The following is a 21,941-nucleotide window of genomic DNA, read 5'->3' as shown; positions in this document are numbered from 1 at the left end:
ACTTATTTGTCGCCTAACTGCTCTGACATGGTGTTACCCGGGTTCGGCGTACGCGGTTCATCAACCGGACGAGGAGCCTTTGGACTACCATTATCGCCAGAATTGTTAGAAGCGCCTGGTTCTTCCCAGCCCGCTGGCGGACGTACATCGCGACGTGCCATCAGGTCATCAATCTGCGGTGCGTCGATAGTCTCATATTTCATGAGAGCATCTTTCATCGCATGCAGAATATCCATATTGTCGGTCAGAAGCTGACGCGCACGATTATAGTTACGCTCAATCAGTGCTTTCACTTCCTGGTCGATGATACGTGCAGTTTCATCGGACATATGTTTCGCTTTCGCTACGCTACGGCCGAGGAACACTTCACCTTCTTCTTCCGCGTACAGCAGTGGACCCAATTTCTCAGAGAAGCCCCACTGAGTCACCATGTTACGTGCCAGGTTGGTCGCAACTTTAATATCGTTGGACGCACCGGTAGAAACATGTTCCGGCCCGTAGATGATCTCTTCCGCCAGACGACCACCGTACAGCGTAGAAATCTGGCTTTCCAGTTTCTGACGGCTGGCGCTGATTGCGTCGCCCTCAGGCAAGAAGAAAGTCACACCCAGCGCACGACCGCGTGGGATAATCGTCACTTTGTGCACCGGATCGTGTTCCGGCACCAGGCGACCGATAATTGCGTGACCCGCTTCGTGGTAAGCCGTCGATTCTTTCTGCGCTTCCGTCATCACCATGGAGCGACGTTCCGCACCCATCATGATTTTGTCTTTCGCTTTCTCGAACTCAACCATCGACACAACGCGTTTGTTGCCACGAGCAGCGAACAGTGCCGCTTCGTTCACCAGGTTCGCCAGGTCAGCACCGGAGAAACCAGGAGTACCACGGGCAATGATTGCCGCGTCGATATCGGGTGCCAATGGTACGCGACGCATGTGAACCTTCAGGATCTGCTCACGACCGCGAACATCTGGCAAGCCAACCACAACCTGACGGTCGAAACGGCCAGGACGCAGCAGCGCTGGGTCGAGAACGTCCGGACGGTTAGTCGCGGCGATAACGATGATACCTTCGTTACCTTCGAAGCCATCCATCTCAACCAGCATCTGGTTCAGAGTCTGTTCACGTTCATCGTGACCACCGCCCAGACCTGCGCCACGCTGGCGGCCTACGGCGTCGATTTCATCGATAAAGATGATGCACGGTGCCGCTTTCTTCGCCTGTTCGAACATGTCACGAACACGGGATGCACCCACACCGACGAACATTTCTACGAAGTCAGAACCGGAGATAGTAAAGAACGGAACTTTCGCTTCGCCTGCAATCGCTTTCGCCAGCAGCGTTTTACCGGTACCCGGAGGACCGACCATCAGGACGCCTTTCGGGATCTTACCGCCGAGTTTCTGGAAGCGGCTCGGCTCGCGCAGATACTCAACCAGTTCAGCAACTTCTTCTTTTGCTTCGTCGCAGCCCGCAACGTCAGCAAAGGTCGTTTTGATCTGATCTTCAGTCAGCATGCGCGCTTTGCTCTTACCAAACGACATGGCACCTTTGCCACCGCCGCCCTGCATTTGACGCATGAAGAAGATCCAGACACCAATCAGCAACAACATCGGGAACCAGGAGATGAAGATAGAAGCCAGCAGGCTTGGTTCTTCAGGCGGTTCACCGACAACCTTGACGTTCTTGGTCAACAGGTTATCCAGTAATTTCGGATCCTGAACCGGAATGTAAGTGGTATAACGGTTACTATCTTTCTTGGTAACGTTGATTTCACGTCCGTTGATACGCGCTTCACGAACCTGGTCGTTATTGACCTCTTGTAGGAAGGTAGAGTAATCCACCTTACGGCCATTAGACTCGCTGGGCCCAAAGCTCTGGAATACTGACATCAGCACAACGGCAATGACCAGCCAGAGTATTAGGTTTTTCGCCATGTCACTCAAGGGATTAACCTCTTATTACAACTGTGTTAAAAACAGCGTCAGGATACTCTATATCCAGCATCTTTCAAACTTTCGTCTGAAATCTCCCGGTTAGGGTTTACGCCCGGTCGCTACAATATACACTTCCCGCGAACGTGCACGAGAAGAGTCCGGCTTACGAACTTTGACCTTCGTAAACAGGGAGCGAATTTCCCTTAGATACTCATCGAAACCTTCGCCCTGGAACACCTTCACTACAAAACTGCCACCTGGCGCTAATACATCACGACACATTTCTAGCGCCAGTTCCACCAGATACATGGCACGGGGGATATCCACCGCCGGTGTTCCGCTCATGTTTGGTGCCATATCGGACATGACAACCTGGACTTTGCTGTCGCCAACGCGCTCCAGCAGTGCTTTCATCACCAGTTCATCACGAAAATCGCCCTGAAGAAAGTCCACACCAACGATAGGATCCATAGGTAAAAGATCGCAAGCGATGATGCGGCCTTTGCCGCCAATTTGGTTGACCACATATTGTGACCAACCACCCGGAGCAGCACCAAGGTCGACAACCGTCATTCCCGGTTTAAAGAGTTTGTCACTTTGCTGTATTTCATCAAGTTTAAACCAGGCACGGGAACGTAACCCCTTTTTCTGTGCCTGTTGAACATATTTATCGCTAAAGTGTTCCTGAAGCCAGCGGCTGGAGCTGGCAGAACGCTTCTTACCTGTCATTTAACTTTCCCATGGGGATAACTCATCGTAACCAATTGCGTAAATTTTTACGCGCCTATTTGGTGATATATGGGAGATGGCGGTAGAATGACCCGTTTTCAATCCCAACGTAAGCAAAAAATACGATGAATCTGAGTACTAAACAAAAACAGCACCTGAAAGGTCTGGCACATCCGCTCAAGCCAGTTGTTCTGCTTGGCAGTAATGGTTTGACCGAAGGGGTGCTGGCCGAGATTGAACAAGCGTTAGAGCACCATGAACTCATCAAGGTGAAAATCGCCACCGAAGATCGCGAAACTAAAACCTTGATCGTGGAAGCTATCGTGCGCGAAACCGGCGCCTGTAATGTACAGGTCATCGGTAAAACGCTGGTGCTTTATCGCCCAACTAAAGAACGTAAAATCTCGCTGCCACGCTAAGATTATCCTAAAGTTACACACATTCGCTGTGTAAAACGAGGGGTTTTCCGCAGGCAGGAGAGCAAAATGCCACGCTCTGTTCGTTGATAAAAGGCCGCATAGCGGCCTTTTTCCTTTCTTTACAATACATCAACATCTTGAGTATTGGGTAATTCTTACAGGTATTCCACCTTAATTACTTCAAATTCTACTTCGCCGCCCGGCGTTTTGATGACCACAACATCATCTTCTTCTTTGCCGATCAGGCCACGAGCAATAGGCGAGTTTACGGAAATCAGGTTTTGTTTAAAGTCAGCTTCGTCATCGCCAACGATGCGATAAGTCTGTTCTTCGTCAGAATCGAGATTCAGCACCGTTACGGTAGCACCAAAAATAACGCGCCCATTGTTGGGCATTTTGGTGACATCAATCACCTGCGCGTTCGACAGCTTGGCTTCGATGTCTTTGATACGGCCTTCGCAAAAGCCCTGCTGTTCACGAGCTGCGTGGTATTCGGCGTTTTCTTTCAGGTCGCCATGCTCACGCGCTTCCGCGATAGCAGCAATGATTTCAGGACGGCGCACAGATTTCAGAAAATCCAGCTCTTCGCGTAATTTTTCAGCGCCGCGTAAGGTCATCGGAATAGCTTGCATTTGTTATACCTCTTGAATATTCCTGATGGGGCAAGTCTTCACCCACCCCGGCTGTTCGGCCTGCCCGGCATAACTCCTCACCGGGACCAGAAGCAAAAAAATACCGACCCGGGTACAAGTCCCAGGTCAGCTACAATTCACATTTTGATAGTCATTTTACCCTGAAGTTCCCGAAGGGTCATCGTTTACTTTATAGGGCGTTGCGCCGTAGTATGACGGCTCGATTCCAGGTTGTTAGCGCGAGATTATGCGATTTTCCAGATTTATCATCGGATTGACCAGCTGTATAGCGTTCAGTGTTCAGGCCGCAAATGTTGATGAGTACATTACTCAACTCCCCGCTGGTGCCAACCTTGCCCTGATGGTGCAAAAAGTCGGCGCGTCGGCCCCCGCTATTGATTACCACAGTCAGCAGATGGCGCTGCCCGCCAGTACGCAGAAAGTGATTACTGCACTGGCGGCGTTGATTCAACTCGGCCCCGATTTTCGTTTTACCACGACGCTTGAAACCAAAGGCAATGTGGAAAACGGCGTACTTAAGGGTGACTTAGTGGCGCGATTTGGTGCCGATCCGACGTTAAGACGTCAGGATATTCGCAATATGGTCGCGACTTTGAAAAAATCTGGCGTCAACCAAATCGATGGCAATGTGTTGATAGATACCTCCATTTTCGCCAGCCACGATAAAGCCCCCGGCTGGCCATGGAATGACATGACACAATGCTTTAGCGCTCCGCCTGCCGCCGCCATAGTTGACCGCAACTGTTTCTCCGTCTCGCTCTACAGTGCCCCAAAACCTGGTGATATGGCTTTTATACGCGTGGCATCTTATTACCCCGTTACGATGTTCAGCCAGGTACGCACCCTCCCCCGTGGTTCTGCCGAAGCGCAATACTGCGAGCTGGATGTGGTGCCAGGCGACCTGAACCGCTTTACGCTGACCGGATGCCTGCCACAACGTTCTGAGCCGCTCCCGTTGGCTTTTGCCGTGCAGGATGGAGCCAGCTATGCCGGTGCAATTCTGAAAGATGAGTTAAAACAGGCAGGTATCACCTGGAGCGGAACACTGCTGCGCCAGACTCAGGTTAACGAACCTGGAACGGTAGTTGCCAGTAAACAGTCGGCCCCGCTGCACGATCTGCTTAAGATTATGCTGAAAAAGTCGGACAACATGATCGCCGATACGGTTTTCCGCATGATAGGCCATGCGCGCTTCAATGTGCCTGGAACATGGCGGGCCGGGTCGGACGCCGTGCGTCAGATCCTGCGCCAGCAAGCCGGTGTCGATATTGGAAACACCATTATTGCCGATGGTTCAGGGCTTTCGCGGCATAACCTGATTGCCCCCGCCACCATGATGCAGGTGCTGCAATACATTGCCCAACACGACAATGAACTTAACTTTATCTCCATGCTGCCGCTGGCGGGCTATGACGGCTCTTTGCAGTACCGTGCAGGTCTGCATCAGGCGGGCGTGGATGGAAAAGTCTCAGCGAAAACCGGTTCGTTGCAGGGGGTATATAACCTGGCGGGATTCATTACCACAGCGAGCGGGCAACGAATGGCGTTTGTGCAATATCTTTCTGGCTATGCAGTAGAACCGGCGGATCAGCGTAATCGCCGTATTCCGTTAGTGCGTTTTGAAAGCCGTTTGTATAAAGATATTTATCAGAATAATTAGCCTAAAGAGAAACCCCGGCACATGGCCGGGGTTTTGCTGATTAACGCTTGTAAATGAACTCAACGCCTTCTTCGTCGTCTTCGTCCCAGTCGTCATCCCAGTCCTCATCATCCTCTTCAGCAATCTCTTCAAGCTGCTGACGGTGATAATCATCCCACATGAATTCGACTTTCTCTGGCTGTTTCGCTTCTTCAGCCTGCACGACCGGGTTTTCAATGATAAAGGTCATCACATCCCAGCAGAGATCTTTCACGCCCAGTCCGCTCGCCGCAGAGATCAGATAATATTTATCTTCCCAACCCAGCGCCTCAGCGATCGCTTTCGCTTTCTCTTCGGCTTCTGCCTTATCCAGCAGGTCGATCTTGTTGAAGACTAACCAACGCGGTTTCGCCGCCAGATCCTGGCTGTATTTTTCCAGCTCGCTGATAATAATACGCGCGTTTTCAACCGGATCGGTGCCATCAATCGGATCGATATCGATGAGGTGCAACAGGACGCGGCAACGTTCCAGGTGCTTCAGGAAGCGAATGCCCAGACCTGCGCCTTCTGCAGCGCCTTCAATCAGTCCTGGAATATCGGCAACAACGAAGCTCTTTTCGTTGTCCATACGCACCACGCCCAGGCTTGGTACCAGAGTGGTAAACGGATAATCCGCCACTTTCGGTTTAGCCGCCGATACCGCACGAATAAAGGTCGATTTACCCGCGTTTGGCATCCCCAACATACCGACGTCAGCCAGCAGCATCAGCTCCAGCAGCAGCTCACGCTTATCGCCCGGCGTACCGTTAGTTTTCTGCCGTGGTGTACGGTTAACTGACGACTTGAAACGGGTATTGCCCAGACCGTGCCAGCCGCCCTTAGCAACCAGCAGACGCTGACCGTGTTTGGTCATATCGCCCATGGTTTCACCGGTACCCTGGTCGATTACACGCGTACCTACCGGTACTTTAATCGTGACGTCTTTACCGCGCTTACCGGTACAGTCTCGGCTTGCACCGTTCTGACCGCGCTCTGCACGGAAAGATTTTTCAAAACGATAATCGATAAGCGTGTTCAGGTTCTCGTCGGCTTCCATCCATACGTCACCACCATCACCGCCGTCGCCGCCATCCGGGCCGCCTTTCGGAATATACTTTTCGCGGCGGAAGCTCACGCAACCATTACCGCCATCACCTGCAACGACCAGAATCGATGCCTCATCAACAAACTTCATTTTATTCTCCGTAAATCATTCGCCTGCGCGGGGTTGCGATACCACCGTTGTATGCTTACGTAATCCGCCCCAAATACGATGACCAATGGCGGAATACATCGCGCCCGCAACCACGACAAACGCACCGAGATAACCTAAAAGGTTTAACATCGGTCTGGCGAAGAAATCGGGCCAGGCCAGTGATAAAAGATCTGAAAAAAACAGCGTAAACAGTGGGGTGAGCGTGATGATCGCGCTCACCTGCGCTGCCTGCCAGCGAGCCATCGCTTCCGCCAGGGCGCCATATCCTACCAATGTATTCAGTCCGCAAAAAATTAAACATGCGAGCTGCCAGTGGCTAAGCTGCGCTATCACTCCAGGATCTGCCAGAGGGAAGAGCGCAATTGTACATAAAGTGTACAGTAAAAACAGGATCTGCGGTGAGGCCAGCCGACGCAATAAAACCTTTTGCGCCACGCCATAACTCACCCAAACCGTCGCCGCACCGACCCCAAAGATAACTCCCCAGGTGTAATCGGTGAGCTTTGTAAATATCTCGACCAGACTGGTGTTAAAAAACATCACCAGACCGCTCAGGAGCATCAATGCCCCTACAACCTGAGTACTGCGCATTTTCTCTTTCAGGATAAATACGCTGGCAACCATCATGCCAACTGGCGAGAGTTGCCCAATCACCTGCGAAGCGGTCGGACTCAAGTATTGCAAGGATGAGCTGAACAGGATGAAGTTCCCAAACAGCCCGGCGGTCGCCACTGCCAACAAAATCAACCAGCGTGGCTTACGAAACACGCGTAATGGCGGCAACCGCTTCTTCACCGCAAGAATGGCACCAAGGCCAATACTCGCCATCAAGAAACGGTAAAACACGATTGTCGGAGGTTCCATCACCTCCAGCACCTGCTTCATTGCGATTGGCAACGCCCCCCAGCAAATTGCTGTGGTGAGCGCCAAAAGAATGCCAATGCCTGCCTGCTGCTTCATACCGTATTCCCTGCAAAGCGCATTTGCGGATTAACGTCGCACCATGCGCATTTTTACCGGTTATCGAATGTAAAAAGCCCCGCAACGTGTTGCGGGGCTTTCATCCGTTACCGGGACGCGAAAAACTTATTCAGCTTCGATGCTGATAAATTTACGGTTTTTCGGGCCTTTAACTTCGAATTTCACTTTACCGTCTGCTTTAGCAAACAGAGTGTGGTCACGACCGCAACCTACGTTAGCGCCAGCGTGGAATTTGGTACCACGTTGACGAACGATGATGCTACCCGCCAGAACGGATTCGCCACCGAAACGCTTAACGCCCAGGCGTTTAGCTTCTGAATCGCGACCGTTACGTGTGGAGCCGCCAGCCTTTTTATGTGCCATTTGAAATCTCTCCTCAGGTCTTAGGCGCTGATGCCAGTAATTTTCACATCAGTGAACCACTGACGATGGCCCTGCTGCTTACGATAGTGTTTACGACGACGAAACTTAACGATTTTAACTTTCTCGCCACGACCGTGAGCAACAACTTCAGCTTTGATTACGCCGCCATCAACGAAAGGAACGCCGATTTTGACTTCTTCACCGTTTGCGATCATCAGCACTTCAGCGAACTCAACAGTTTCGCCAGTTGCGATGTCCAGCTTTTCCAGGCGAACGGTCTGACCTTCGCTTACTCGGTGTTGTTTACCACCACTTTGGAAAACCGCGTACATATAAAACTCCGCTTCCGCGCACACCTTTTCAATGATTCAGAGTGCGCTATAAATATTCACAATAGGGCGCGAATATTACGCAAAACGCACGCCTTTGACAAGTGCTACAGTCAATACACGAAGAAAAAAAACACAACTTGTACGGTAACGTTTATCTGTGCCATTTTTTCAGTACAATCACCCTATATTCCTAACCATAAACCCTAAGTTGCCTTTGTTCACAGTAAGGTAATCGGGGCGAAAAGCCCGGCTTTTGCGATGAATTTAGAAAAAATCAATGAGTTAACCGCGCAAGATATGGCGGGTGTTAATGCGGCAATCCTTGAGCAGCTTAATTCCGACGTCCAACTGATCAATCAGTTAGGCTATTACATCGTCAGCGGCGGCGGTAAACGTATTCGTCCGATGATTGCTGTACTGGCTGCACGAGCTGTTGGCTATGAGGGAAATGCGCATGTCACCATTGCTGCCCTGATCGAGTTTATCCACACGGCGACTCTGCTACACGACGACGTTGTGGATGAATCAGATATGCGCAGGGGTAAAGCTACCGCCAACGCCGCATTTGGCAATGCCGCCAGCGTGCTGGTAGGCGATTTTATTTATACCCGCGCGTTCCAGATGATGACCAGCCTCGGTTCACTCAAAGTGCTGGAAGTCATGTCAGAAGCCGTAAACGTCATCGCAGAAGGTGAAGTTCTGCAACTGATGAACGTTAACGATCCGGACATCACTGAAGAAAACTACATGCGCGTTATCTACAGCAAGACTGCGCGTCTGTTTGAGGCTGCCGCGCAGTGTTCCGGGATTCTGGCTGGCTGTACGCCGGAGGAGGAGAAAGGCCTACAAGATTATGGGCGCTATCTCGGCACTGCTTTCCAGTTGATCGACGATTTACTCGATTACAATGCCGATGGCGAACAGTTAGGTAAAAACGTCGGCGACGATCTGAACGAAGGTAAACCGACGCTGCCGCTGCTGCATGCGATGCATCATGGCACACCAGAACAGGCACAGATGATTCGTACCGCCATCGAACAGGGTAACGGTCGCCATCTTCTGGAACCGGTTCTGGAAGCAATGAACGCTTGTGGATCTCTTGAATGGACGCGTCAGCGTGCCGAGGAAGAAGCAGACAAAGCCATCGCAGCGTTACAGGTGCTCCCGGACACCCCGTGGAGAGAAGCACTCGTCGGCCTCGCGCACATCGCTGTTCAACGCGATCGTTAATCCCCTCCCCTCATCCCGCGCAGTGCGCGGGATGATTCCAGTAAATTCCATAAAACACTTATTCAGCTCTATAACTCCTGAAAAACGGGGCTGTGTATCTTTATATATTCTGAATATTCACACTCTTTACAGGAACTTTTTAGAGCAATAGGCCATCAGGAGTATAGTGATGCTCGACTGAAACAGAAGAAGTGTTCTGAATGAAAGCGACTAACTTAAGGAGTGAGGAAAGATGGAAAGTAATTTCATTGACTGGCATCCCGCTGACATCATTGCAGGTTTGCGCAAGAAGGGAACGTCAATGGCGGCGGAGTCTCGCAGAAATGGTTTGAGTTCCTCAACGCTGGCGAACGCATTATCACGCCCATGGCCGAAAGGAGAGATGATTATTGCGAAAGCCCTGGGAACTGACCCCTGGGTTATCTGGCCATCACGCTACCATGATCCGCAGACCCATGAGTTTATCGACAGAACGCAGTTGATGCGTAGCTACACTAAACCGAAAAAATGAGTGGCCTGGCGGTAGCCCCGCGAACGGGGCTGCCAGCTCTCAGACAATTACTCGCCTTTCACACGCTCAATATTTGCACCTAAAGCGCGTAGTTTGTCTTCAATGCGTTCGTAGCCACGATCGATGTGATAAATACGATCAACCACCGTCGTCCCTTCCGCAATACAGCCAGCCAGCACCAGGCTTGCTGATGCACGCAGATCGGTTGCCATAACCTGTGCGCCAGAAAGTTTTTCAACACCGTGACAAATAACGGTATTGCTTTCGATTTCGGCGTGCGCGCCCATACGGCTCAGCTCTGGCACATGCATAAAGCGGTTTTCAAAGACCGTTTCGGTGATGAATCCGGTCCCTTCTGCCACCAGATTCAACAGCGTGAACTGGGCCTGCATATCGGTAGGGAATGCCGGATGCGGCGCGGTACGTACGTTAACAGCCTTCGGACGTTTGCCATGCATATCCAGGCTAATCCAGTCTTCGCCGACTTCGATGTCCGCTCCAGCGTCACGCAGTTTCGCCAGCACGGCGTCCAGAGTATCTGGCTGCGCGTTACGGCAGATAATTTTGCCGCGAGAGATCGCCGCCGCCACCAGGAAAGTACCGGTTTCGATACGATCCGGCAGCACGCGATAGACACCGCCGCCTAAACGTTCCACACCTTCGATGACGATACGATCGGTGCCCTGACCGCTAATTTTCGCACCCAGCGTAATCAGGAAGTTCGCGGTATCGACGATTTCCGGTTCACGCGCTGCGTTTTCAATAATCGTGGTGCCTTCCGCAAGGGTTGCAGCACACATGATGGTCACCGTTGCGCCAACGCTGACTTTATCCATCACGATATGTGCGCCTTTCAAACGACCATCGACGGAAGCTTTAACGTAACCTTCTTCCAGTTTGATGGTCGCGCCTAATTGTTCGAGGCCAGAAATGTGTAGATCAACCGGACGTGCGCCGATCGTACAACCGCCAGGCAGTGAAACTTGCCCCTGACCAAAGCGCGCTACCAGCGGCCCCAGCGCCCAGATAGAAGCACGCATGGTTTTAACCAGATCGTAAGGTGCGCAGAATACATTAACGTCGCGGGCATCAATATGCACAGAACCATTACGTTCTACTTTCGCACCCAGCTGGCTTAGCAGCTTCATTGATGTATCGACGTCTTTTAGTTTCGGGACGTTCTGGATCTCTACCGGTTCTTCCGCCAGTAGTGCGGCAAAAAGGATAGGCAGAGCAGCATTTTTAGCGCCGGAAATTGTGACTTCGCCCTGGAGCTTCGTTGGCCCCTGAACACGAAATTTATCCATTTAGTTTGTTCTCAGTTAACAATTCATATCCGCTACCGGCGAATCGCCCATAGCTCAAAAGCCGTTCAGTTTGCGATCGCGCGCCCACTCCGCAGGGGTATACGCTTTGATCGACACAGCATGAATGCGGTTATCCGCAATATATTCCATCAGCGGGCCATAGACCGTCTGCTGTTTTTTAACCCGACTCATGCCGTCAAACAACTCACCCACGGCAATAACCTGAAAGTGGCTGCCATCGCCGGAAACGTGGACTTCCTGGAGGGAGAGAGCGTTCATCAACACGCTCTGAATTTCATTATTTTCCATGGGATCTTCAATCATCAGTTAATAAATCAGCGAAATATCTTAGAGCAAAGTTGCGCTGGCATAAATAAGCAAAAAGCCTCGCTGATAAATCAGACAAGGCTCGACTTGCAGGCAGGTTTGCCGGACAGGCGGTTAACGCCATATCCGGCCTGAAAAAATTTAACGAGGCAGAACATCAGCAGGCAAATTATACAATTTCGCCAGGGTATACACTTTGTCGTTTACCCCCTGAAGCGTCACATTGTTGCCCTGCTTTTTCGCCAGATCGATAAGATGGAGCAGCAGTGCCAGTCCACCCGTATCCACGCGAGACACACGGCTAAGATCGATGCTGGTAATCCCCTTCACCGCTTCCTCACGTATTTCCCAAAGCGGTAGCAGAACGTCCTGATCCAGCTCTCCGGATAACGCCAGCGTGTCACCCGTCTGCATCCAGCTCAGTGACTCGCTCATTATTTTTTCTCTTCCAGAGTGATTTTCTGTTGAGAAATCGATTTCAGTTGCGCAGTCAGGCCGTCGATACCTTTGGTACGCAGCAGCGTTCCCCACTCGTTTTGTTTGGTGGTGATCATACTGACGCCTTCAGCAATCATGTCGTAAGCCTGCCAGTTGCCCGTCTGGGAGTTTTTACGCCACTGGAAGTCCAGACGCACCGGCGGGCGGCCATTCGGGTCAATAATGGTAACGCGAATCGGCACAATGGTTTTATCACCCAGCGGCTGTTCTGGCGCAATCTGATAGGTTTGACCGTGATACATCGCCAGCGCCTGACCGTAAGCCTGCTTCAGGTACTCACGGAAAGCGGCAAAGTAAGCATCACGTTGAGCTGGGGTCGCACTCTTGTAATACTGGCCCAGCACCAGCGCACCGGCGTATTTCACCTGTACGTATGGCAACAGTTCCTGATCAACAATGGTACGCAGATAATCCGGGTTGGCCCGAATTTGCGGTTGCTCATTCTTCAGGCGATCGAACGTTTTCTGCGCCGCCTCGTCCATCAGCTTATACGGATTGGTCTGGTCTGCCGCGGTTGCCGCACTCAGCGGTGCAATCACCAGCAAAGCGACCATCATTAAACGTTTAAACATGCGTCGGTTCTCCTGAAATTATTTCGTTGTACCCACAGGTTCAGTGGTTTCATTATTACCTGGCGCAGCAGCTGGCGCATCGCCACTATTCTTATTGTCATCGCCTTTACTACCGTAAAGGAACTGACCAATGAGATCTTCCAGCACCATCGCAGACTTGGTGTCCTGAATTGTATCGCCATCCTTCAGGATAGCAGTTCCCAGTTCCGGGTCTTCAAAACCGACGTTTAATGCCAGATATTGTTCCCCCAGCAGGCCGGAAGTACGAATGCTCAGCGAACTGGTATCAGGAATGTGGTTATAACGTTGTTCAATTTCCAGCGTTACGCGCGGCAGATAGGTTTTCGGGTCCAGCGTAATATCCGCCACCCGGCCCACAACAACGCCACCAATGCTGACCGGAGAGCGGGCTTTCAGGCCGCCAATGTTATCGAACGTCGCATAAAGCGTATAGGTCGGTTCAGTACGTATAGACGTCACGTTCGCTGCCTTCAGGCAAACAAACAGCGCCGCAAGCAGTGCTGCTAATAAAAAGATACCCACCCAAATTTCATTTTTTTTCGTTTGCATGAACTCAATTCCCAAACATCAATGCGGTCAGCACAAAATCCAGCCCCAGAACAGCCAGAGACGAGTGGACAACGGTGCGAGTGGTTGCCCGGCTAATCCCGGCAGACGTCGGGATGGCGTCGTAGCCGTTAAACAACGAAATCCACGTCACCGTGATGGCGAACACCACGCTCTTAATCAGACAGTTGACGAGATCCATACGCCAGTCGACGGCATTTTGCATTGCCGACCAGAAGAACCCACTATCAATGCCTTTCCAACTGACGCCGACCAGCGATCCGCCCCAGATCCCCACGGCGACGAAGATAACCGTCAACAGTGGTAATGAAATAACTCCAGCCCAGAAACGGGGAGAAATAACCCGACGCAGCGGATCCACCGCCATCATCTCCATACTAGAGAGTTGCTCTGTAGCGCGCATCAGGCCGATTTCTGCGGTTAGCGCCGAACCAGCACGCCCGGCAAACAACAACGCGGCAACCACCGGCCCCAGTTCACGCAGTAGCGATAACGCCACCAGCATACCCAGACTGGTTTCCGCACTATAAGTGGTCAGAACCAGATAACCTTGCAGCCCCAACACCATTCCGATGAACACGCCAGAAACAACAATAATCAGCATCGACAGGACGCCGACATTATAGAGCTGGCGCACCAGCAGCGGTGCATGTTTGCGAAATTCCGGTTTGCCGACCAGCGCATTGAATAACATTAACCCGGCCCGCCCGAACGTTCTCAGGGTTTTAATCCCTTTATGTCCGAGCGACGCCAGCGCATTTAACAGCATGAGTGGCTTAACTCCCTGGTAAAAGATCAGCGTGATAATCGCCGGCAGGATAGCGGAACGGAACAGGCCCGTCAGCTATCCCGTCCAGAAACTGACGTACGCGCGGATCAGGATTCGCCTGCAACGCCTGGGCACTGCCATGAGCGACAATTTTTTTGTCCGCCAGGATCCAGGCGTGATCCGCAATACTTAACACTTCCGGCACATCGTGAGAAACCACCACACAAGTCACGCCCAGCGCGCTGTTCAGCTCAGAAATCAGCTTCACCAGCACGCCCATGGTAATGGGATCTTGCCCAACAAAGGGCTCATCAAACATGATGAGATCCGGCTCCAGCGCAATCGCACGTGCCAGCGCTGCACGCCGCGCCATCCCACCGGAAAGTTCAGAAGGCATAAGTTTAGCCGCTCCACGCAGCCCCACGGCCTCCAGCTTCATCATCACCGTACTATGCAACAATGGCGCGGGAAGTTGGGTATGTTCCCGCAGTGGATAGGCGACGTTGTCAAATACGTTCATATCAGTGAACAACGCCCCGGACTGAAATAACATGCTCATCCGTTTGCGCACTGTATACAGGCGCGAACGAGACATCGCCGGAATATTCTCACCATCGAAAAGGATCTCACCATGATCTGGTGCGATTTGCCCGCCAATCAGACGGAGTAGCGTCGTTTTACCGATGCCCGATGGCCCCATGATCGCCGTGATCTTCCCTCGCGACACGGTCAGGGAAATATTATCGAAGATGCAGCGATTGCCACGCGTAAAACTGACATCGCGCATATCGACTAAATTCGCCACAGACTGCTCCATAATTCACCCTTCGTCTTGCGTTGATTTTCTAAGCATGGCGCTCAATTTAACCTTGAACCCAACATATTTACAGAATATTACCTGCCGTGGTTAGCGAAAGCTGGCATTTGTTTTACTTTTTAGCCGCATAAAGTCAAAATTAAGAATCTGTTACGGCTTTCTGAAAATCTTCAGCGGACCGGCGAGTATACCTGAAGAAAGGACGTTAGATGCTTTTAGCTACGGCACTGTTAATTGTTGGTTTACTTTTGGTCGTTTACAGTGCCGACCGCCTGGTTTTTGCCGCGTCTATTCTTTGCCGAACCTTTGGCATCCCGCCGTTGATCATCGGCATGACGGTGGTCAGTATTGGTACATCGTTACCAGAAATCATCGTCTCGCTTGCCGCGTCTTTGCACGAACAACGCGATTTAGCCGTTGGTACAGCCCTCGGCTCAAACATTATCAATATATTGCTGATCCTCGGTCTGGCTGCGCTGGTTCGTCCTTTTACCGTCCATTCTGATGTTCTACGCCGTGAATTACCCTTAATGTTGTTGGTCAGCGTGGTGGCCGGTTCCGTACTCTATGACGGACAACTTAGTCGCAGCGATGGTATCTTTCTCCTCTTTCTGGCTGTGCTATGGCTGCTGTTCATTGTTAAACTTGCACGTCAGGCTGAACGTCAGGGGACTGACAGCCTGACCAGAGAGCAGCTTGCAGAGCTGCCGCGTGAAGGTGGATTGCCCGTCGCATTTTTATGGCTCGGCATCGCACTGATCATTATGCCAGTGGCCACGCGGATGGTAGTTGATAACGCCACGGTGCTGGCGAATTACTTTGCCATCAGCGAGTTGACGATGGGTCTGACGGCAATTGCTATCGGAACCAGCCTGCCGGAACTGGCAACCGCAATAGCGGGGGTTCGCAAAGGTGAAAACGACATTGCGGTCGGAAATATCATTGGCGCAAACATTTTTAATATTGTCATCGTGTTGGGTTTACCCGCGCTGATAACGCCAGGAGAGATTGATCCACTGGCGTACAGTCGTGACTACAGCGTGATGTTGCTGGTGAGCATTATTTTTGCGTTGCTGTGCTGGCGGCGCTCCCCGCAACCGGGCCGTGGTGTAGGGGTATTATTAACTGGCGGATTTATCGTATGGCTGGCGATGTTGTACTGGTTATCGCCAATACTCGTTGAATAACTGGAAACGCATTATGTCGCACGTAGAGTTACAACCGGGTTTTGACTTTCAGCAAGCAGGTAAAGAAGTCCTGGCGATTGAACGTGAATGCCTGGCGGAGCTTGATCAATACATCAATCAGAATTTCACGCTTGCCTGTGAAAAGATGTTCTGGTGTAAAGGGAAAGTTGTCGTCATGGGGATGGGCAAATCGGGGCACATCGGGCGCAAAATGGCAGCAACATTTGCCAGCACCGGTACACCTTCATTTTTCGTCCATCCTGGCGAAGCCGCGCATGGTGATTTAGGCATGGTCACCCCACAGGATGTGGTGATTGCTATCTCTAACTCAGGTGAATCCAGCGAAATCACGGCCTTAATTCCAGTGCTTAAGCGTCTTCACGTACCGTTAATCTGCATCACCGGTCGCCCGGAGAGCAGCATGGCGCGCGCCGCAGATGTGCATCTGTGTGTTAAAGTGGCGAAAGAAGCCTGTCCGTTAGGGCTGGCACCGACCAGCAGCACAACCGCCACGCTGGTTATGGGCGATGCCCTCGCTGTCGCGCTGTTAAAAGCACGCGGCTTTACTGCTGAAGATTTTGCGCTCTCACACCCAGGCGGCGCACTGGGTCGTAAACTTCTGCTGCGCGTAAACGATATTATGCATACGGGCGATGAGATCCCGCATGTTAAGAAAACGGCCAGTCTGCGTGACGCATTGCTGGAAGTTACCCGCAAAAATCTTGGTATGACTGTCATTTGCGATGACAATATGATGATTGAAGGCATCTTTACCGACGGTGATTTACGCCGTGTCTTCGATATGGGCGTGGATGTTCGTCAGTTAAGTATTGCCGATGTGATGACGCCGGGGGGAATACGCGTGCGCCCAGGCATTCTGGCCGTTGAGGCACTGAACTTAATGCAGTCCCGCCATATCACCTCCGTGATGGTTGCCGATGGCGACCATTTACTCGGTGTGTTACATATGCATGATTTACTGCGTGCAGGCGTAGTGTAAAGATTCAAGGATAAACAACAATGAGCAAAGCAGGTGCGTCGCTTGCGACCTGTTACGGCCCTGTCAGCGCCGACGTTATGGCAAAAGCAGAGAACATTCGTCTGCTGATCCTCGACGTTGATGGCGTACTGTCAGATGGCCTGATTTATATGGGCAATAACGGCGAAGAGCTGAAAGCGTTCAATGTTCGTGACGGTTATGGCATTCGTTGTGCGCTCACCTCTGATATTGAAGTCGCTATCATTACCGGGCGAAAGGCTAAACTGGTAGAAGATCGTTGTGCCACATTGGGGATCACTCACTTGTATCAGGGGCAGTCAAACAAACTGATCGCCTTTAGCGATCTGCTGGAAAAACTGGCGATTGCCCCGGAAAATGTGGCTTATGTCGGCGATGATCTCATCGACTGGCCGGTAATGGAAAAAGTGGGTTTAAGCGTCGCCGTGGCCGATGCGCATCCACTGTTGATCCCGCGCGCCGATTACGTAACGCACATTGCTGGCGGTCGTGGCGCAGTGCGAGAAGTTTGCGACTTATTACTCCTGGCGCAGGGCAAACTGGATGAAGCCAAAGGGCAATCGATATGAGTAAAGCCAGACGTTGGGTTATCATTGTGCTATCACTGGCGGTTCTGGTGATGATCGGCATTAATATGGCCGAAAAAGACGATACCGCCCAGGTGGTCGTCAACAACAATGATCCCACCTATAAAAGCGAGCATACGGACACGCTCGTCTATAACCCAGAAGGGGCACTAAGCTATCGATTGATTGCTCAACACGTTGAATATTATTCCGATCAGGCCGTTTCGTGGTTTACGCAGCCGGTACTTACCACGTTTGATAAGGATAAAATCCCGACATGGTCCGTAAAAGCAGATAAAGCCAAGCTGACCAATGACCGGATGCTCTATTTATATGGACACGTTGAAGTCAATGCACTCGTGCCGGACTCTCAACTTCGCAGAATCACGACGGATAACGCGCAGATCAATCTGGTGACGCAGGATGTTACCTCTGAAGACCTCGTCACGTTATACGGAACAACATTTAACTCCAGCGGTCTGAAAATGCGCGGCAACTTACGCAACAAGAACGCCGAGCTGATTGAAAAGGTTAGAACATCCTATGAAATTCAAAACAAACAAACTCAGCCTTAATCTTGTGCTTGCCAGCTCACTTCTGGCCGCCAGCATTCCGGCATTTGCCGTAACCGGAGACACTGATCAGCCGATCCACATTGAATCGGACCAGCAATCTCTTGATATGCAAGGCAACGTGGTTACCTTTACCGGCAATGTCATCGTCACCCAGGGCACCATCAAAATTAATGCCGACAAAGTGGTCGTTACCCGTCCGGGCGGCGAACAAGGTAAAGAAGTGATTGACGGCTACGGTAAACCGGCAACGTTCTACCAGATGCAGGACAACGGTAAACCCGTTGAAGGTCACGCTTCCCAGATGCACTACGAACTGGCAAAAGATTTTGTCGTTCTGACGGGTAATGCTTATCTGCAGCAGGTCGATAGCAACATTAAGGGCGATAAGATCACTTACCTGGTGAAAGAGCAGAAAATGCAGGCTTTCAGCGACAAAGGCAAGCGCGTAACCACCGTTCTGGTGCCGTCGCAGCTGCAGGACAAAAACAATAAAGGCCAGACCCCGGCACAGAAGAAGGGTAATTAATTCGTTATGGCAACATTAACTGCAAAGAACCTTGCAAAAGCCTATAAAGGCCGTCGCGTGGTAGAAGACGTCAGCCTGACCGTCAACTCCGGGGAAATTGTCGGTCTGCTGGGGCCAAACGGTGCCGGTAAGACCACCACTTTCTACATGGTTGTTGGCATTGTGCCGCGCGATGCGGGCAACATCATTATTGATGATGACGATATCAGTCTGCTGCCTCTGCATGCACGCGCGCGCCGCGGTATCGGCTATCTGCCGCAGGAAGCCTCCATTTTCCGTCGCCTCAGCGTTTACGATAACCTGATGGCGGTACTGCAAATTCGTGATGACTTGTCTGCTGAACAACGTGAAGACCGCGCGAACGAGTTGATGGAAGAGTTTCACATTGAGCACCTGCGTGACAGCATGGGGCAGTCACTCTCCGGGGGTGAACGTCGCCGTGTAGAAATTGCCCGCGCACTGGCTGCGAATCCGAAATTTATTCTGCTCGACGAACCGTTTGCCGGGGTTGACCCGATCTCGGTTATCGACATTAAACGCATCATTGAGCACCTGCGCGACAGCGGCCTGGGCGTACTGATCACTGACCACAACGTGCGTGAAACACTGGCGGTTTGTGAACGCGCTTATATCGTCAGTCAGGGGCATTTGATCGCCCACGGCACGCCTACAGAAATCTTACAAGACGAACACGTTAAGCGTGTATACCTTGGGGAAGACTTCAGACTCTGATAGGGTAGAAGTTTGCGACGTTTTAGCAGGAGAGTACGATTCTGAACATGAAGCAAGGTTTGCAACTCAGGCTTAGCCAACAACTGGCGATGACGCCACAGCTCCAACAGGCAATTCGTCTGTTGCAGTTGTCGACGCTGGAACTTCAGCAGGAGCTACAGCAGGCGCTGGAGAGTAATCCGCTGCTTGAGCAAATCGATACTCATGAAGAAATCGACACCCGCGAAACGCAAGACAGTGAAACACTGGACACCGCCGACGCGCTCGAACAAAAAGAGATGCCGGAAGAGCTGCCGCTCGATGCCAGTTGGGACACCATTTACACCGCTGGTACACCATCCGGCACCAGCGGTGACTACATTGACGACGAGCTGCCGGTCTATCAGGGCGAAACGACACAGACCTTACAGGATTACCTGATGTGGCAGGTCGAGTTGACACCGTTTTCCGACACTGACCGCGCTATTGCTACCTCTATCGTCGATGCCGTTGATGACACCGGTTATCTGACTGTCCCGCTGGAAGATATTCTCGAAAGTATGGGCGATGAAGAGATTGACATCGACGAAGTTGAAGCCGTCCTTAAGCGGATCCAAAGGTTTGATCCGGTCGGTGTGGCGGCAAAAGATCTGCGTGACTGTCTGCTGATCCAACTCTCCCAATTCGATAAGACCACGCCGTGGCTGGAAGAGGCCAGACTGATCATTAGCGATCATCTCGATCTGTTAGCCAATCACGACTTCCGCACTTTAATGCGCGTCACGCGTCTGAAAGAAGATGTGCTGAAAGAAGCCGTCAATCTGATCCAGTCGCTCGATCCGCGCCCCGGGCAGTCGATCCAGACTGGCGAACCTGAGTATGTCATTCCAGATGTGCTGGTGCGTAAGCATAACGGTCACTGGACGGTAGAACTCAACAGTGACAGCATTCCGCGTCTGCAAATCAACCAGCACTACGCCTCGATGTGCAATAACGCGCGCAACGATGGTGACAGCCAGTTTATCCGCAGCAATCTGCAGGATGCCAAATGGTTGATCAAGAGTCTGGAAAGCCGTAACGATACGCTACTGCGCGTGAGTCGCTGTATCGTTGAACAGCAGCAAGCCTTCTTTGAGCAAGGTGAAGAATATATGAAACCGATGGTACTGGCCGATATCGCCCAGGCTGTCGAAATGCATGAATCGACGATATCTCGCGTGACCACGCAAAAATACCTGCATAGTCCACGAGGCATTTTTGAACTGAAGTATTTCTTTTCCAGTCACGTCAATACCGAGGGCGGCGGCGAAGCTTCCTCCACGGCGATTCGTGCGCTGGTGAAGAAATTAATCGCGGCGGAAAACCCAGCGAAACCGTTGAGCGACAGCAAGTTAACCTCTTTGCTGTCGGAACAAGGTATCATGGTGGCACGCCGCACTGTTGCGAAGTACCGAGAGTCTTTATCCATTCCGCCGTCAAACCAGCGTAAACAGCTCGTTTGACCCAACCGATAAGGAAGACACTATGCAGCTCAACATTACCGGAAATAACGTCGAGATCACCGAGGCACTGCGCGAATTTGTTACAGCCAAATTTGCCAAACTTGAGCAATATTTTGACCGAATCAACCAGGTCTATGTTGTTCTGAAAGTGGAGAAAGTCACCCACACCTCAGATGCAACACTGCATGTAAACGGTGGTGAAATTCATGCCAGCGCGGAAGGTCAGGACATGTACGCTGCCATTGATGGCTTAATTGATAAGCTGGCACGCCAGTTGACCAAACATAAAGATAAACTGAAACAACACTAATTGTCCGGGCAATTAGCATGTGCATGGCGGTCTGTTGTGCGGCACAACGGGCCATTTGTACGGTTAATGCTCCGAGCCTGTTCCACTGTTTGAGTGGGCAGGTTCTTAGGTGAAATTATGACAAATAATGATACAACTCTACAGCTTAGCAGTGTTCTTAACAGGGAATGTACGCGAAGCCGCGTCCACTGTCAGAGCAAAAAACGCGCCCTGGAAATCATCAGCGAGCTGGCGGCGAAACAACTTAGCCTGCCGCCTCAGGTGGTTTTTGAAGCTATCCTGACGCGGGAAAAAATGGGCAGTACCGGTATCGGCAATGGTATTGCCATTCCGCATGGCAAACTGGAAGAAGATACTCTGCGCGCCGTTGGCGTTTTCGTTCAGCTCGAAACGCCTATAGCTTTCGATGCCATCGACAACCAACCGGTGGACTTACTTTTTGCCCTGCTGGTGCCGGCAGACCAAACTAAAACGCACCTGCATACTCTGTCGCTGGTGGCGAAACGTCTGGCGGACAAAACCATCTGCCGCCGTTTACGCGCAGCCCAGAGCGATGAAGAGCTGTATCAAATCATTACGGATACCGAAGGTACTCCGGATGAAGCGTAGTTATTCGGTA

27 protein-coding genes are annotated in these 21,941 nt (G+C 51.5%); 13 read left to right on the top strand and 14 right to left on the bottom strand.

Annotated features, from left to right (window positions below; all coding sequences use genetic code 11):
* Positions 1 to 2: 2 nt before the first annotated feature.
* Together ftsH and rlmE are read right to left on the bottom strand one after the other, a co-directional pair.
* A complete protein-coding gene (gene ftsH / locus C4F37_RS19675; RefSeq protein WP_001107467.1) occupies positions 3 to 1,937 on the bottom strand; it encodes an ATP-dependent zinc metalloprotease FtsH in 1,935 nt (644 codons plus the stop codon).
* Positions 1,938 to 2,036: 99 nt separating this feature from the next.
* A complete protein-coding gene (rlmE, locus tag C4F37_RS19670) occupies positions 2,037 to 2,666 on the bottom strand; it encodes a 23S rRNA (uridine(2552)-2'-O)-methyltransferase RlmE (RefSeq protein WP_000145966.1) in 630 nt (209 codons plus the stop codon).
* 125 nt (positions 2,667 to 2,791) lie between these two features.
* Between rlmE and yhbY the strand changes: the two genes are divergently transcribed.
* Positions 2,792 to 3,085, top strand: coding sequence for a ribosome assembly RNA-binding protein YhbY (yhbY, locus tag C4F37_RS19665; protein ID WP_001054420.1), 294 nt, complete (start codon positions 2,792 to 2,794; stop codon positions 3,083 to 3,085).
* Positions 3,086 to 3,240: 155 nt separating this feature from the next.
* Here the strand turns inward: yhbY and greA are convergent, their stop codons facing one another.
* On the bottom strand, positions 3,241 to 3,717 hold the full coding sequence (gene greA / locus C4F37_RS19660) for a transcription elongation factor GreA (protein WP_001148001.1): 477 nt from the start codon (positions 3,715 to 3,717) through the stop codon (positions 3,241 to 3,243).
* A gap of 247 nt (positions 3,718 to 3,964) precedes the next feature.
* Here greA and dacB point away from each other — a divergent pair, with 247 nt between their 5' ends.
* A complete protein-coding gene (gene dacB, locus C4F37_RS19655; RefSeq protein ID WP_001212636.1) occupies positions 3,965 to 5,398 on the top strand; it encodes a serine-type D-Ala-D-Ala carboxypeptidase in 1,434 nt (477 codons plus the stop codon).
* A 40-nt stretch (positions 5,399 to 5,438) separates the two neighbouring features.
* Here the strand turns inward: dacB and cgtA are convergent, their stop codons facing one another.
* The 4 genes from cgtA to rplU all read right to left on the bottom strand — a co-directional run bounded on the left by cgtA (position 5,439) and on the right by rplU (position 8,308).
* The gene (gene cgtA / locus C4F37_RS19650) at positions 5,439 to 6,611 is read right to left on the bottom strand and encodes an Obg family GTPase CgtA (protein ID WP_000673561.1); all 1,173 of its coding nucleotides are present in this window, start codon (positions 6,609 to 6,611) and stop codon (positions 5,439 to 5,441) included.
* 15 nt (positions 6,612 to 6,626) lie between these two features.
* Complete coding sequence (locus tag C4F37_RS19645; RefSeq protein WP_000813033.1) at positions 6,627 to 7,592, bottom strand: DMT family transporter; 966 nt, start codon at positions 7,590 to 7,592, stop codon at positions 6,627 to 6,629.
* A gap of 126 nt (positions 7,593 to 7,718) precedes the next feature.
* Positions 7,719 to 7,976: a 50S ribosomal protein L27 gene (gene rpmA, locus C4F37_RS19640; RefSeq protein ID WP_000940595.1), complete on the bottom strand. Its 258-nt coding sequence runs from the start codon at positions 7,974 to 7,976 to the stop codon at positions 7,719 to 7,721.
* A gap of 20 nt (positions 7,977 to 7,996) precedes the next feature.
* A complete protein-coding gene (rplU, locus tag C4F37_RS19635; RefSeq protein ID WP_000271401.1) occupies positions 7,997 to 8,308 on the bottom strand; it encodes a 50S ribosomal protein L21 in 312 nt (103 codons plus the stop codon).
* Positions 8,309 to 8,566: 258 nt separating this feature from the next.
* Here rplU and ispB point away from each other — a divergent pair, with 258 nt between their 5' ends.
* Together ispB and sfsB are read left to right on the top strand one after the other, a co-directional pair.
* Positions 8,567 to 9,538: an octaprenyl diphosphate synthase gene (ispB, locus tag C4F37_RS19630; RefSeq protein ID WP_001047338.1), complete on the top strand. Its 972-nt coding sequence runs from the start codon at positions 8,567 to 8,569 to the stop codon at positions 9,536 to 9,538.
* Positions 9,539 to 9,770: 232 nt separating this feature from the next.
* Positions 9,771 to 10,049 carry a DNA-binding transcriptional regulator SfsB gene (gene sfsB, locus C4F37_RS19625; RefSeq protein ID WP_000445413.1) on the top strand — a complete coding sequence of 93 codons (279 nt, stop codon included), beginning with the start codon at positions 9,771 to 9,773 and terminating at the stop codon, positions 10,047 to 10,049.
* 47 nt (positions 10,050 to 10,096) lie between these two features.
* On the opposite strand, the gene murA is transcribed toward sfsB, so the two are convergent.
* The 7 genes from murA to mlaF all read right to left on the bottom strand — a co-directional run bounded on the left by murA (position 10,097) and on the right by mlaF (position 14,927).
* Entirely contained in the window at positions 10,097 to 11,356 is a 1,260-nt protein-coding gene (gene murA, locus C4F37_RS19620) for a UDP-N-acetylglucosamine 1-carboxyvinyltransferase (protein ID WP_000357259.1), read from the bottom strand.
* A 54-nt stretch (positions 11,357 to 11,410) separates the two neighbouring features.
* Entirely contained in the window at positions 11,411 to 11,665 is a 255-nt protein-coding gene (gene ibaG, locus C4F37_RS19615; protein WP_000429656.1) for a BolA family iron metabolism protein IbaG, read from the bottom strand.
* A gap of 159 nt (positions 11,666 to 11,824) precedes the next feature.
* Positions 11,825 to 12,118 carry a lipid asymmetry maintenance protein MlaB gene (mlaB, locus tag C4F37_RS19610; protein WP_000004487.1) on the bottom strand — a complete coding sequence of 98 codons (294 nt, stop codon included), beginning with the start codon at positions 12,116 to 12,118 and terminating at the stop codon, positions 11,825 to 11,827.
* Positions 12,118 to 12,753, bottom strand: coding sequence for a phospholipid-binding protein MlaC (mlaC, locus tag C4F37_RS19605; protein ID WP_000476484.1), 636 nt, complete (start codon positions 12,751 to 12,753; stop codon positions 12,118 to 12,120). The genes mlaB and mlaC overlap by 1 nt, the downstream gene beginning before the upstream one ends.
* Positions 12,754 to 12,771: 18 nt before the next feature.
* Positions 12,772 to 13,323, bottom strand: coding sequence for an outer membrane lipid asymmetry maintenance protein MlaD (gene mlaD / locus C4F37_RS19600; RefSeq protein ID WP_001296448.1), 552 nt, complete (start codon positions 13,321 to 13,323; stop codon positions 12,772 to 12,774).
* Positions 13,324 to 13,327: 4 nt separating this feature from the next.
* Positions 13,328 to 14,110 (bottom strand): lipid asymmetry maintenance ABC transporter permease subunit MlaE, encoded by a 783-nt coding sequence (gene mlaE, locus C4F37_RS19595; protein WP_000925795.1) that lies wholly within the window; start codon positions 14,108 to 14,110, stop codon positions 13,328 to 13,330.
* 7 nt (positions 14,111 to 14,117) lie between these two features.
* Positions 14,118 to 14,927, bottom strand: a complete 810-nt coding sequence (gene mlaF, locus C4F37_RS19590; protein WP_001539830.1) for a phospholipid ABC transporter ATP-binding protein MlaF — start codon at positions 14,925 to 14,927, stop codon at positions 14,118 to 14,120.
* Between the two features lie 209 nt (positions 14,928 to 15,136).
* Between mlaF and C4F37_RS19585 the strand changes: the two genes are divergently transcribed.
* The 9 genes from C4F37_RS19585 (at position 15,137) to ptsN (ending at position 21,931) form a co-directional block, all read left to right on the top strand.
* Entirely contained in the window at positions 15,137 to 16,114 is a 978-nt protein-coding gene (locus tag C4F37_RS19585) for a calcium/sodium antiporter (RefSeq protein ID WP_000922880.1), read from the top strand.
* A 13-nt stretch (positions 16,115 to 16,127) separates the two neighbouring features.
* Positions 16,128 to 17,114, top strand: a complete 987-nt coding sequence (gene kdsD / locus C4F37_RS19580) for an arabinose-5-phosphate isomerase KdsD (protein WP_001295557.1) — start codon at positions 16,128 to 16,130, stop codon at positions 17,112 to 17,114.
* 20 nt (positions 17,115 to 17,134) lie between these two features.
* Positions 17,135 to 17,701, top strand: a complete 567-nt coding sequence (gene kdsC, locus C4F37_RS19575) for a 3-deoxy-manno-octulosonate-8-phosphatase KdsC (RefSeq protein WP_000030015.1) — start codon at positions 17,135 to 17,137, stop codon at positions 17,699 to 17,701.
* Entirely contained in the window at positions 17,698 to 18,273 is a 576-nt protein-coding gene (gene lptC / locus C4F37_RS19570) for an LPS export ABC transporter periplasmic protein LptC (protein WP_001539833.1), read from the top strand. Before kdsC ends, lptC begins: the two co-directional genes overlap by 4 nt.
* Positions 18,242 to 18,799, top strand: coding sequence for a lipopolysaccharide ABC transporter substrate-binding protein LptA (gene lptA / locus C4F37_RS19565; RefSeq protein ID WP_000669785.1), 558 nt, complete (start codon positions 18,242 to 18,244; stop codon positions 18,797 to 18,799). Before lptC ends, lptA begins: the two co-directional genes overlap by 32 nt.
* A 6-nt stretch (positions 18,800 to 18,805) precedes the next feature.
* Entirely contained in the window at positions 18,806 to 19,531 is a 726-nt protein-coding gene (gene lptB, locus C4F37_RS19560) for an LPS export ABC transporter ATP-binding protein (protein ID WP_000224099.1), read from the top strand.
* A 47-nt stretch (positions 19,532 to 19,578) separates the two neighbouring features.
* Positions 19,579 to 21,012: an RNA polymerase factor sigma-54 gene (rpoN, locus tag C4F37_RS19555; protein ID WP_000809051.1), complete on the top strand. Its 1,434-nt coding sequence runs from the start codon at positions 19,579 to 19,581 to the stop codon at positions 21,010 to 21,012.
* Positions 21,013 to 21,034: 22 nt separating this feature from the next.
* The gene (gene hpf, locus C4F37_RS19550) at positions 21,035 to 21,322 is read left to right on the top strand and encodes a ribosome hibernation promoting factor (RefSeq protein ID WP_001176599.1); all 288 of its coding nucleotides are present in this window, start codon (positions 21,035 to 21,037) and stop codon (positions 21,320 to 21,322) included.
* Between the two features lie 117 nt (positions 21,323 to 21,439).
* Positions 21,440 to 21,931 carry a PTS IIA-like nitrogen regulatory protein PtsN gene (gene ptsN, locus C4F37_RS19545; RefSeq protein WP_000183676.1) on the top strand — a complete coding sequence of 164 codons (492 nt, stop codon included), beginning with the start codon at positions 21,440 to 21,442 and terminating at the stop codon, positions 21,929 to 21,931.
* Positions 21,932 to 21,941: the final 10 nt, after the last annotated feature.

The organism is Escherichia sp. R1 (genome assembly GCF_003000935.1).
In the GTDB taxonomy this organism is placed as follows: domain Bacteria; phylum Pseudomonadota; class Gammaproteobacteria; order Enterobacterales; family Enterobacteriaceae; genus Escherichia; species Escherichia coli.
This window is presented reverse-complemented; position numbering and strand designations above follow the sequence as displayed.

Bases quoted from the DNA above. Each gene is read 5' to 3' on its own strand.
- ftsH (WP_001107467.1), bottom strand. From the start codon at position 1,937: ATGGCGAAAAACCTAATACTCTGGCTGGTCATTGCCGTTGTGCTGATG.
- rlmE (WP_000145966.1), bottom strand. From the start codon at position 2,666: ATGACAGGTAAGAAGCGTTCTGCCAGCTCCAGCCGCTGGCTTCAGGAA.
- yhbY (WP_001054420.1), top strand. From the start codon at position 2,792: ATGAATCTGAGTACTAAACAAAAACAGCACCTGAAAGGTCTGGCACAT.
- greA (WP_001148001.1), bottom strand. From the start codon at position 3,717: ATGCAAGCTATTCCGATGACCTTACGCGGCGCTGAAAAATTACGCGAA.
- dacB (WP_001212636.1), top strand. From the start codon at position 3,965: ATGCGATTTTCCAGATTTATCATCGGATTGACCAGCTGTATAGCGTTC.
- cgtA (WP_000673561.1), bottom strand. From the start codon at position 6,611: ATGAAGTTTGTTGATGAGGCATCGATTCTGGTCGTTGCAGGTGATGGC.
- C4F37_RS19645 (WP_000813033.1), bottom strand. From the start codon at position 7,592: ATGAAGCAGCAGGCAGGCATTGGCATTCTTTTGGCGCTCACCACAGCA.
- rpmA (WP_000940595.1), bottom strand. From the start codon at position 7,976: ATGGCACATAAAAAGGCTGGCGGCTCCACACGTAACGGTCGCGATTCA.
- rplU (WP_000271401.1), bottom strand. From the start codon at position 8,308: ATGTACGCGGTTTTCCAAAGTGGTGGTAAACAACACCGAGTAAGCGAA.
- ispB (WP_001047338.1), top strand. From the start codon at position 8,567: ATGAATTTAGAAAAAATCAATGAGTTAACCGCGCAAGATATGGCGGGT.
- sfsB (WP_000445413.1), top strand. From the start codon at position 9,771: ATGGAAAGTAATTTCATTGACTGGCATCCCGCTGACATCATTGCAGGT.
- murA (WP_000357259.1), bottom strand. From the start codon at position 11,356: ATGGATAAATTTCGTGTTCAGGGGCCAACGAAGCTCCAGGGCGAAGTC.
- ibaG (WP_000429656.1), bottom strand. From the start codon at position 11,665: ATGGAAAATAATGAAATTCAGAGCGTGTTGATGAACGCTCTCTCCCTC.
- mlaB (WP_000004487.1), bottom strand. From the start codon at position 12,118: ATGAGCGAGTCACTGAGCTGGATGCAGACGGGTGACACGCTGGCGTTA.
- mlaC (WP_000476484.1), bottom strand. From the start codon at position 12,753: ATGTTTAAACGTTTAATGATGGTCGCTTTGCTGGTGATTGCACCGCTG.
- mlaD (WP_001296448.1), bottom strand. From the start codon at position 13,323: ATGCAAACGAAAAAAAATGAAATTTGGGTGGGTATCTTTTTATTAGCA.
- mlaE (WP_000925795.1), bottom strand. From the start codon at position 14,110: ATGCTGTTAAATGCGCTGGCGTCGCTCGGACATAAAGGGATTAAAACC.
- mlaF (WP_001539830.1), bottom strand. From the start codon at position 14,927: ATGGAGCAGTCTGTGGCGAATTTAGTCGATATGCGCGATGTCAGTTTT.
- C4F37_RS19585 (WP_000922880.1), top strand. From the start codon at position 15,137: ATGCTTTTAGCTACGGCACTGTTAATTGTTGGTTTACTTTTGGTCGTT.
- kdsD (WP_001295557.1), top strand. From the start codon at position 16,128: ATGTCGCACGTAGAGTTACAACCGGGTTTTGACTTTCAGCAAGCAGGT.
- kdsC (WP_000030015.1), top strand. From the start codon at position 17,135: ATGAGCAAAGCAGGTGCGTCGCTTGCGACCTGTTACGGCCCTGTCAGC.
- lptC (WP_001539833.1), top strand. From the start codon at position 17,698: ATGAGTAAAGCCAGACGTTGGGTTATCATTGTGCTATCACTGGCGGTT.
- lptA (WP_000669785.1), top strand. From the start codon at position 18,242: ATGAAATTCAAAACAAACAAACTCAGCCTTAATCTTGTGCTTGCCAGC.
- lptB (WP_000224099.1), top strand. From the start codon at position 18,806: ATGGCAACATTAACTGCAAAGAACCTTGCAAAAGCCTATAAAGGCCGT.
- rpoN (WP_000809051.1), top strand. From the start codon at position 19,579: ATGAAGCAAGGTTTGCAACTCAGGCTTAGCCAACAACTGGCGATGACG.
- hpf (WP_001176599.1), top strand. From the start codon at position 21,035: ATGCAGCTCAACATTACCGGAAATAACGTCGAGATCACCGAGGCACTG.
- ptsN (WP_000183676.1), top strand. From the start codon at position 21,440: ATGACAAATAATGATACAACTCTACAGCTTAGCAGTGTTCTTAACAGG.